Raw genomic sequence first — 8785 nt, forward strand, 5'->3', positions numbered from 1 at the left:
CTCCAGTCCACGCTATTGATTTAGCTTCATATTTAGCAACGCAGCGCGGATTTTCCGGAGCCCGATCCTCCGCCCTGTCAGCAATATGTCAGCACCTCATACCCCTTCCCCTCCACATTTCATTCGCTAAAAAGCCCGCGCACGAAGGGTGTACGCAATTATATGCGCACGCCGGTCTTGCAATTGCCCAGAATTGCGCAAATGTATGCGCAAAAAATGAGGGGCGCATGGCGAAGCCGGAAACCGACCGCAACAAGATCGTCAGCCGGCTGAAGTCCGAGGGCTGGTGCGTCGAGGGCGGCGCGAAGCATGACAAGTTGCTCACCCGAAGCGGCCCGGCGTCAAGATCATGGTTCCTCGCCACAATCCACTGACTCCTGGCGTCGCCAGGAGCATCGCCAAGGCCGCGGGATGGTAAGCCCTCGGCCAAATCCGCAGTTATCTGGAGAAAGGCGCGCCTTATGCGCTACATCGGTCTGCTTGATATTTCAGAAGTCGGAGAATTCGGAATCTCCTTCCCCGACTGCCTTGGCTGCGTCGCCATGGGCAAGGACGAAAACGACGTATTCGCCAACGCCATCGAGGCCCTGGCGGAATGGCTTGGCGATCTGTCGCCGGCGGAGCGCCCCCAGCCGCGCGGCGTCGTCGATCTGCGTCAAGATCCTGACGTCAACGAACAAATCGCCGAAGGCTCGATCTTCGTGGTGGTGCCGTTCATCAGCGAACAAGCGCGGCCGGCCCGCGCCAATATCTCGATCGACGCCGGCCTTCTCGAAACGATCGACGAAACGGCGAAAATGCTCGGCCTGACCCGGAGCAGCTTTCTGGCGCAGGCCGCCCGCGAAAAGATCAACCGCAGCGCCTGATCTGCGGCGCGGCGACTAATTTTAAGGACAAGGGAAGCAATGATGAGCAGATTGGAAGAGGTCAAAGAAATTCGTAAGCACGCGCTCGCATTCTGAATCGTCAGGGAAACTGGACGACGAAATGGGACCCAAGGTATTAGAGGTTGAGTTTGCCGACTTCGAGATGGTCCACAGGACGCCATTCGATAAGGCATTTAAACTGACTGACGCCCAGAATTATGCATTTGCTCTGACCGGCAAGACAAAAAAACCAAATTTGCCTTACGGCCTCGATATTTATTTTGGCCCCAACAAGGTGATGAATCTCGAATGGGATGACGCCGGCGCCACCGTTCTGCCCGAGGATCTGATCACGCTTCCGGCCTCGGGAAATAGCCGCGATCATGCCGGATGATTTGAACAACGTTTACGACAAGACCGGACCGGGATATTCGAACTACAAGCCCTGATTGGGGGCGCCGCGCACCTTGAGACAAAGAGTCCGGCGGCGTTCGTTCAGAACGCCGTCACACGCCATCGATCGCTTTCCGGCGCATTTGAGACATTCGTGGCGCGGTCGCCGAACGGCCGCATGGGATCATAATTACGCGTTCGACCAAAGCCAGGAAACTCCGCTGAAGGCGTCTCCTTGATCGATGGGAATACGTGCTCATGACCCTGAGCGGTCTTCGGCAACCGCTGTCCGATAGGCCGCAAAGCAGACGTACACGCCGCCGAATTGGTCCGATTTGCTGTTGTGGGCGGTTGGCTGCGCCATTAGCCAGGTTGACGCCGTGTGGTCGAACGGCGCCCCGTTCGGGAGGCCGTTTCGCCTGCCGCCAGCTCGATGATCTCGTCTGTAATCCCTTCCTGCCGGACACGCCGCTCTGTCGCACGCGTCTTTGCCAGCTGTTTTTCGACTTGCTTACCGGCCGACGCCATCGCTTCCATCCGAGCCTGGTTTTCCGCGGCGAAGGAATGTAGCGCCGCCTGGCACAATTGCGCATGGAGATAATCCGCCGCCAGACTGGCCAGAAGTGCGTCCGGCGGCAAATTGACCAGCGGCGCGTCTCCGCCATCCAGATGGGCGAAGGACGTGGGATCGAGCGGGAACAGCCGCCGCCGTTCGACGCGAAAGCCTTTGCCGGGCGACCAGAGCGTGAAGGCTACGTCGAACCGGACAATCGCCTCCACGGCAATGCGACGATAAACGGCCTCGGTGATCTGATCCGCCAGTTTCGGCGCGCCCAGCGCATGCGAAGGCATGGCGCTGCTCCAATGCGAGCGGATGTTTCGTTGCGTCGCCGGATCGAGGCCGCGCGAACCGATCAGAAATAATTCGCAGGTCGGCAGGTCGGCGCCGACGGCGTCCATCGCGCGTTCGCTGAAAGACCCGGCGAATCCTTGTTCCGCACAAAACAGCGCCAATCCGATGCGGCCGCCGCGACGCCTCCCGTCCTGGCGAGAGGGCCCACCCAGGCGCATGGCCCGGCCAATCGCGGCCGCGATGGTTTGCGCATAGGCGTCGACGGCCACAAGCTGGCTGCGCGCTGTCTGGGCGCGGGCGGCGGCTATGCCGCGTATGGCGTTGACGACCGATCCGAGCTGGCGGACCCCATCGATTCGGGCGCGGACGTCGGCGAGGCGTTCGGTCATGACGCTGGGCCAGGCGGCGAGAGTTTTTGCGCGTAATGCCGCAGCGCCTCGCCAAGGGCCCGCGTCGCCGGGCCGGACAAGTCGCCGTCCTGGCGCAATGCCGCGACCGCTTCGGGGGAGTCACAGTCGAGCATCTCTCCGAGGCCGCGCCGGAATTCCGTGAGGACCTCGGGCGACATTGCGTCGAGAAGTCCGTCCTGCACGGCCTTGATCAACGCGACCTCTTCGGCAAGGCTCAACGGTGTATGTTGCGGCTGGCTGAGGATCGAGCGAATACGCACGCCGCGCGCCAGTTGCCCGCGCACCCGGCTATCCGGCATGCCGCCGAAGCGGGTGAACATCTCAAGTTCGAGGAACTGGGCGTAATCGAGACGTAGCGACGCCGCCGCGTCGCGCAAGGCCTTGGCCTGAGTCTTGCCGCCGACCCGGCTGACGCTGACGCCGACATCGACCGCCGGCTTCTGGCCCTCATGGAACAGTCGCGTATCGAGAACGATCTGGCCATCGGTGATCGAAATCAGATTGGTTGGAATATAGGCGCTGAGATTGCCGGCGTCCGTCTCGGCGATGGGCAGGGCGGTGAGCGAGCCGCCGCCTTTCCCGGGCGACAATTTGGCGGCGCGCTCCAGCAAACGGGCGTGGGTGTAGAAAATATCGCCCGGATAGGCTTCGCGCCCTGGCGACTGGCGGGTCAGCAGCGCGATTTCACGGTGACAGGCGGCGTGTTTGCTCAGATCGTCGACCACCACGAGCGCATGCTGGCCACGATCGCGAAAATATTCCGCCATGGTGAAGCCGGCGAAGGGCGCGATCCATTGCAGGCCCGGCGGCGCGGCCGCGCTGGCGACCGCGACGATGCAGCGTTCCGGCGCGCCAAAGGCGGCGATCGCATCGATGGCCCGACGGACGGCGGAGCTTTTCTGTCCCACCGCGATATAGACGCAGACCATGTCGCTGTTTTTCTGATTGATGATGGCGTCGAGCGCCAGCGTGGTCTTGCCGATCGCCCGGTCGCCAATGATCAGCTCGCGCTGGCCACGTCCCAAAGCGAACAGCGCGTCGAGCGCCAGCACGCCGGTCTGTACCGGCTGGGTGACGAAATCGCGATCGACAATAGCGGGCGCGGGCCGCTCGATGGGTTCATGGCTTTCGGACGCGACGGGCCCCTTGCCGTCGAGCGGCCGGCCGAGCGGATCAATGACGCGGCCAAGCAACCCCGGGCCGACCGGCGCACGTAAAACGCCGCCGCCGCCGCGCACGGCGTCCCCCGCCTCGATATTCTCCGCCGGGTCGATCAGGACGCAATTGACCGCGTCCTCGTCCAGGGAATGGGCGAAGCCGAAGGCGCCCCTGTCGAAACGCACCAGTTCGTCAAGCCGCAAGTTCGGCAGTCCCGAGATCCGCGCGACGCCGTCGCCGATTTCTTCGACCCGGCCGATCTCGTCGGCCTGCGGCCCGAGCCGCGCGGCGTCGAGTTTTGTGCGCGCCCGCGCCCGCCATTCTTCCGCGCGCATGTCAGCTTGGCCGGTCATGCGTCAGCTCCGCGAGAATTTTGGCAAGATCGGCGCGCCAGCTGTTGCTGAGCACGAAATGCGGGGTGCGCAATTCAAGCCCGGCGATCAGCGCCGCATCGACCCCGAACGTGATTTTGGCCGCTTCGGCGTCCAGCGCGGCGGCGAGCGCCGCCCGAACCTCCACCTTTTCCCGCGCGTCCAGCGGACCGGCCGCGATGATCTCGATTTTTTCATCCGCGGCAATGGCGCCGCGGGCCTCCTCCCGCAAGGCGGCGATCTGTTCGACCAGCCAGTGCAGAAAAGCCGCCCGCACTTGGACGCCGTCGAGCCGAGCCGCGAGCTTGCCGGCGATGTCGACAGCCAATTGGGCCGCCTGCGCGGTCCAGACCGCCTCCGCTTCGTCGCGCTCTTTGCCGCGAGCGGCGGCGTTGGCGTCCCGCAGCGCGGTCGCCTCGGCTTCCGCCCGCGCCAGCAGCGCGCGCCGCGTCTCGGCCGCCTCTTCGCGCGCCTGTCGCAGGATCGCGTCGCGCTCGTCGGCGAAACCCGCGCTGCGTTTTTCGGCCTCGGCCAGAAACGTCGCCGCCGCGTCGCGCTTCGCCTTGGCCTCGTCGAGCAGGTTTTGCGCCGCTTGCCGGCGCTGTTCGATCATGCCGGCCAAGGGCCGCCAGAAGAAACGGCTGAGAAGCCAGAGAAGAACAAGGACGTTGACGGTCTGGAGGCCGAACGTCCACCAATCAATGGTCATGATGTCATTTCAGCAGAGGGTTGGCGAACAGCAGGAGCAGCGCAATCACCAGGCAATAGATGGCCATCGTTTCGATCATCGCGAGGCCGACGAACAGCGTGCGCGATATGACATTCGCCGATTCCGGCTGGCGGGCGATGGCGTCCATCGCCGCAGCCACCGCGCGGCCTTCCGCCAGGGCGGGTCCTATCGCGCCGAAGGAGACGGCGACCGCGGCGCCGACAATGCTTGCAAAAGCTAACCAGTTCATGACGCGTCCTCTGTTGGGCGACCGGCCTCTGTTGGATGATCGGTCTTTGTTGGGTGGTCGGCTTTAGGCGCCTCAACGCCCTCGCCGATGAAAACCATGGCCAGAATCGCAAAAATATAGGCCTGCACGGCGCCCGTGAGCAGATCGAGCGCCATCAGCGGAATGGGAACCAGCAGGCCGGCCAGCGACAGCACGATGCCAATGACGAAGACGCCGCTCATCACATTGCCGAAAAGCCGCACCAGCAGGGAAAAGGTGCGGGTCAGGCTTTCGACGAAATTGAGCGGGATCATCACCGGACTCGGCGAGGCGAAGGTCGCCAGATAGCCGCGCCATCCGCCGCTGCGCACACCGTAAAAAATGACCGCCAGAAACACCAGGAAGGCGAGCGCCGCGTCGGTTTCGAGACGGGCGGTCGGAGGCTCGGCGCCGGGGACGAGCGAGGACCAGTTGGCGACCAGAATGAACAGGAAAAGGCCGCCGATGAAAGCGCGATAGGGCGCCGGCTCAACCCGCATCGTGTCGCGGATCTGGCTGTCGACGCTCTCGACCACCAGTTCCAAAAAGGCCTGCGTCGATCCCGGAACAAGCGTCAAGCGGCGCGAAACCAGAACGGAGCCGAGAACGAGAAGCGCCATCAGTCCCCAGGTCGTCGCGACCGCGGCGCTGATCGGAACGAAGCCGACGTGGAACAGGATTGTCGTGGCGAGCGGAGAGGTCATGGCGCGGCCGCCGTCCCCCATGCTTTGGCGCGGCGCATGACAAGGGCGCGGCCGAGGAGGACGCCGGCCGCCGCGGCCAGCAGGGGCCCCGCGCCTTGCCGCGCCGCCAATCCGAGCAGCAGTCCCATGAGGAGGAACCGCGCCAGCATGGGGACAAGCCATTTCATCAGGCGGGCGCCGGCGGCCAAGGCTGTGGCCGACCGCCAGACCGCCGCGAAATAGAGCGCGCCGCCCAGGCCGCCAGCCACGGCGAAAGCCGACAGCCGCCAAAGGCCGACGCCATCGTGGAAAGCGAGGAAGGACGCGGGGTTCATGCCTTTTTCACCCATTTCCAGGCCGACCAGCAGCCAAGCCCCAGGCCGAGCAGCAGCAGCGGCGCGGTCCAGAACAGGCCGGTCTTGAAGGTCCGGTCCAGCCAATTGCCGAGGAAGACGCCGATGAGCATCGGCGTCACGATCATCCAGCCGAGCACCCCGATTTGCGCCAGCCGGCGCGCGACGGATGGCTCTTCGTCCTGCCGGCCGCGCTTTTCCCGCTCGTGGCGTAGTTGCGCCGCGCGAATGAGCGCGTCGTTTTCATCGGGCGGGCCGGAGCCGTCGTTCACGCGAATCCTCCCCCGTGTCCATCGCGCCGGAGATGCCGCATGATTTGCCGGATGGCCGCCAGTTGCAGCCGCGCCGCATCGACGCGTTCCGACCGCTCGGCGTCGAGATCGGCGTGAAAACGTGCGAGCACGGTTCTATCGAGCGTCGCCAGATCGTCGCCGACAACGGCTTCCCGCGTGGCAATGGCGACTTCGTCGCCGCCGCGGACCGAAAAGACGCCCCGCCGAACGGCGCAATAAAGCCGGCTCGCGTCGGCGCGCTTCCAGCTGACCACCGAGGGGATCAGGCTGGTGAGGAAATCCGCATGGTCGGGAAGGACGCCGAAGCCGCCGCTGGAATCTTCCGCGCGCACGGCCAGCACCCCGTCCTCATCGACAACCACCGCCAGCGGCGTGACAATGCGCAATCTCATGCTGCGGCTCCCGCTTTGGCGGCGGCTTCCTTCGCCTGCGCCTCTTCCAGCGTCCCTACCATATAGAGCGAACTTTCGGCCCAGTCGTCCGCTTCGCCGTCGAGAATGGCTTCGCAGCCCCGCAATGTGTCGGCGAGAGCGACGCTCCGGCCCGGCGTCCCGGTGAAGGCCTCGGTGACCATGAAAGGCTGGCTGAGAAAACGCTGCAATCGCCGCGCTCGTTTAACGATGAGGCGATCCGCCGCGCCAAGCTCCTCGACGCCGAGCAGCGCGATAATGTCCTGCAAATCCTTGAACCGGGCCAGCGCCTCGCGCGCCCGCTCCGCGATCTCGTAATGTTTGTCGCCGACAACCAGCGGATCGAGCAGCGCCGAGGACGAACCGAGTGGATCGACCGCGGGATAAAAGCCTTCCGCGGCGAGTTGGCGCGACAGCATGATGATGCTGTCCATATGGCTGGAAATGGCGGTGACGGCGGGATCGGTGAAGTCGTCGGCCGGCACGTAGACCGCCTGAATCGCAGTGACCGCCGCGCCCGCGGCCGAAGCGATGCGCTCCTCCAGCGCCGCCACCTCGCTGGCAAGAGTCGGCTGATACCCCACGCGTGACGGCAGCCGGCCGAGCAGGCTCGAGATTTCCGCGCCAGCCTGCACGAAGCGGAAGACATTATCCATCAGCAGCAACACGTTCTGATGCTTCTGGTCGCGAAAATACTCCGCGATGGTCATCGCCGTCAGAGGCGCGCGCCAGCGCGCGCCTGGCGGCTCGTTCATCTGCCCATAGACCAGCACCGTACGCTTAAGCACACCGGACTCGCGCATTTCGGTCCAGAGTTCATGGCCTTCGCGCGAGCGTTCGCCGACCCCGGCGAAAACCGAAATGCCGCGATATTTCTCGACCATGGCGTGGATCAACTCCATCACCAGCACGGTCTTGCCGACGCCGGCGCCTCCGAACATCGCGGCCTTGCCGCCCTGGACGAGCGGGGCGAGCAGGTCGATCACCTTCACGCCGGTCTCGAAAATCTTCGTTGCGGAGGTTTCGTCCTCCAGGCGCGGCGGGGGACGATGAATCGGCTTGCGGAGCGTATCGGCCGGCAAGGCGGCGCCATTGTCTCCGACATTGCCGAGCACGTCGAGCAACCGTCCCAGCACGGCCTCGCCCACCGGCACGGACAGGGGCGCGCCGGTCGCGCGCACGGCGACGCCGCGCGCCAGTCCCGATGTCGCCCGAAGCGCGATGGCGCGAACCGTCGCCGCGTCGAGATGGCTATGAACTTCCAGCACCAGCGTTTCGGGGCGGTCCCAGAGCACGGTCAGGGCGCTGTCGACGGGCGGAAGGGATTGCGCTCCGTCGAAGCGCACGTCCACCACGGCGCCGCGGACGGAGACGACTTTGCCTTCGGACATTGGCTTCACCACAATCCTGCCAGGGCTGACGAGGTCTCAGCGCGGAGTTTCGGGTCGATTCGTTCGTGCGACCGCCGAAAGCGGCTACAAAGTTGACGCCTAACGTCGGACCAGGTCAACCCGGAAAGCGGCCGGAAAATAATGATGTCGCCTTCACGCAACCCGCTTCAGCGACCGCTTTCTGCCATGAGACTTGGATTCTTCCGGCCACCGCCGATGTCGGCAAATGGCGCGAGGCGGGCGGCCAGCCGCCATTTTGAACGACTGCTTTTCTGCTGCGGAGCGCCAGCGCCGCTGGGACGTTTATATCGCGCCCCGATGACCGGGGAGCCGAGGAGGGAGTGGTCGGATAGGGAGGAATTTCCATGTCCGAGACCCACCCCCCTCAGCCGAGCAATCGGAAATCGGCCTGGAACAAAGGACGTCTCGTAGGTCAAAAACGCCCGCTTAAGCCCAAGGAGGTTTGGAATATCCGGGCTCGGCTGCAAATCGAGGCGAGAATACGCGACCTTGCAATGTTCAACCTGGCGATCGACAGCAAACTGCGGGGTTGCGATCTCACCCGCCTGAAGATCGACGATCTGTGCGTCGGCGGCAGACTGCGCGACCGCGCGACGATCTCTACGA

The 8785-nt window shown here is 64.4% G+C and carries 12 protein-coding genes and 1 pseudogene; 4 read left to right on the top strand and 9 right to left on the bottom strand.

The window, feature by feature from the left end; translation table 11 throughout:
- Positions 1 to 227: 227 nt before the first annotated feature.
- From ACLP2E_RS02310 to ACLP2E_RS02320, 3 genes are all read left to right on the top strand, one after another.
- Entirely contained in the window at positions 228 to 374 is a 147-nt protein-coding gene (locus tag ACLP2E_RS02310) for a hypothetical protein (RefSeq protein ID WP_442464750.1), read from the top strand.
- Between the two features lie 87 nt (positions 375 to 461).
- Positions 462 to 866: a type II toxin-antitoxin system HicB family antitoxin gene (locus ACLP2E_RS02315; protein WP_442465031.1), complete on the top strand. Its 405-nt coding sequence runs from the start codon at positions 462 to 464 to the stop codon at positions 864 to 866.
- Positions 867 to 987: 121 nt separating this feature from the next.
- Positions 988 to 1260 carry a hypothetical protein gene (locus tag ACLP2E_RS02320; RefSeq protein ID WP_442465032.1) on the top strand — a complete coding sequence of 91 codons (273 nt, stop codon included), beginning with the start codon at positions 988 to 990 and terminating at the stop codon, positions 1258 to 1260.
- A gap of 362 nt (positions 1261 to 1622) precedes the next feature.
- Here the strand turns inward: ACLP2E_RS02320 and ACLP2E_RS02325 are convergent, their stop codons facing one another.
- The 9 genes from ACLP2E_RS02325 to atpD are packed head-to-tail and all read right to left on the bottom strand — an operon-like array spanning position 1623 to position 8158.
- Positions 1623 to 2501, bottom strand: coding sequence for a F0F1 ATP synthase subunit gamma (locus ACLP2E_RS02325; protein WP_442463808.1), 879 nt, complete (start codon positions 2499 to 2501; stop codon positions 1623 to 1625).
- Positions 2498 to 4033, bottom strand: a complete 1536-nt coding sequence (locus tag ACLP2E_RS02330) for a F0F1 ATP synthase subunit alpha (RefSeq protein ID WP_442465033.1) — start codon at positions 4031 to 4033, stop codon at positions 2498 to 2500. The genes ACLP2E_RS02325 and ACLP2E_RS02330 overlap by 4 nt, the downstream gene beginning before the upstream one ends.
- Entirely contained in the window at positions 4017 to 4760 is a 744-nt protein-coding gene (locus tag ACLP2E_RS02335; protein ID WP_442465034.1) for a F0F1 ATP synthase subunit delta, read from the bottom strand. The genes ACLP2E_RS02330 and ACLP2E_RS02335 overlap by 17 nt, the downstream gene beginning before the upstream one ends.
- A 4-nt stretch (positions 4761 to 4764) precedes the next feature.
- Positions 4765 to 5010, bottom strand: a complete 246-nt coding sequence (locus ACLP2E_RS02340) for a F0F1 ATP synthase subunit C (protein WP_296713208.1) — start codon at positions 5008 to 5010, stop codon at positions 4765 to 4767.
- Positions 5007 to 5732, bottom strand: a complete 726-nt coding sequence (locus tag ACLP2E_RS02345) for a F0F1 ATP synthase subunit A (RefSeq protein WP_442463811.1) — start codon at positions 5730 to 5732, stop codon at positions 5007 to 5009. Before ACLP2E_RS02345 ends, ACLP2E_RS02340 begins: the two co-directional genes overlap by 4 nt.
- Positions 5729 to 6046, bottom strand: a complete 318-nt coding sequence (locus ACLP2E_RS02350; RefSeq protein WP_442463812.1) for an N-ATPase subunit AtpR — start codon at positions 6044 to 6046, stop codon at positions 5729 to 5731. Before ACLP2E_RS02350 ends, ACLP2E_RS02345 begins: the two co-directional genes overlap by 4 nt.
- The gene (locus tag ACLP2E_RS02355) at positions 6043 to 6336 is read right to left on the bottom strand and encodes an AtpZ/AtpI family protein (RefSeq protein ID WP_442463813.1); all 294 of its coding nucleotides are present in this window, start codon (positions 6334 to 6336) and stop codon (positions 6043 to 6045) included. The genes ACLP2E_RS02350 and ACLP2E_RS02355 overlap by 4 nt, the downstream gene beginning before the upstream one ends.
- Entirely contained in the window at positions 6333 to 6749 is a 417-nt protein-coding gene (locus ACLP2E_RS02360) for a F0F1 ATP synthase subunit epsilon (RefSeq protein WP_442465035.1), read from the bottom strand. Before ACLP2E_RS02360 ends, ACLP2E_RS02355 begins: the two co-directional genes overlap by 4 nt.
- Positions 6746 to 8158: a F0F1 ATP synthase subunit beta gene (gene atpD, locus ACLP2E_RS02365; RefSeq protein ID WP_442465036.1), complete on the bottom strand. Its 1413-nt coding sequence runs from the start codon at positions 8156 to 8158 to the stop codon at positions 6746 to 6748. Before atpD ends, ACLP2E_RS02360 begins: the two co-directional genes overlap by 4 nt.
- 365 nt (positions 8159 to 8523) lie before the next feature.
- On the opposite strand from atpD, the pseudogene ACLP2E_RS02370 reads away from it, so the two are divergent.
- Positions 8524 to 8785 (top strand): annotated as a pseudogene (locus ACLP2E_RS02370) (integrase); the annotation flags it as partial.

It is taken from the genome of Rhodoblastus sp. (assembly GCF_052145335.1).
Taxonomy (GTDB): Bacteria; Pseudomonadota; Alphaproteobacteria; order Rhizobiales; family Beijerinckiaceae; genus Rhodoblastus.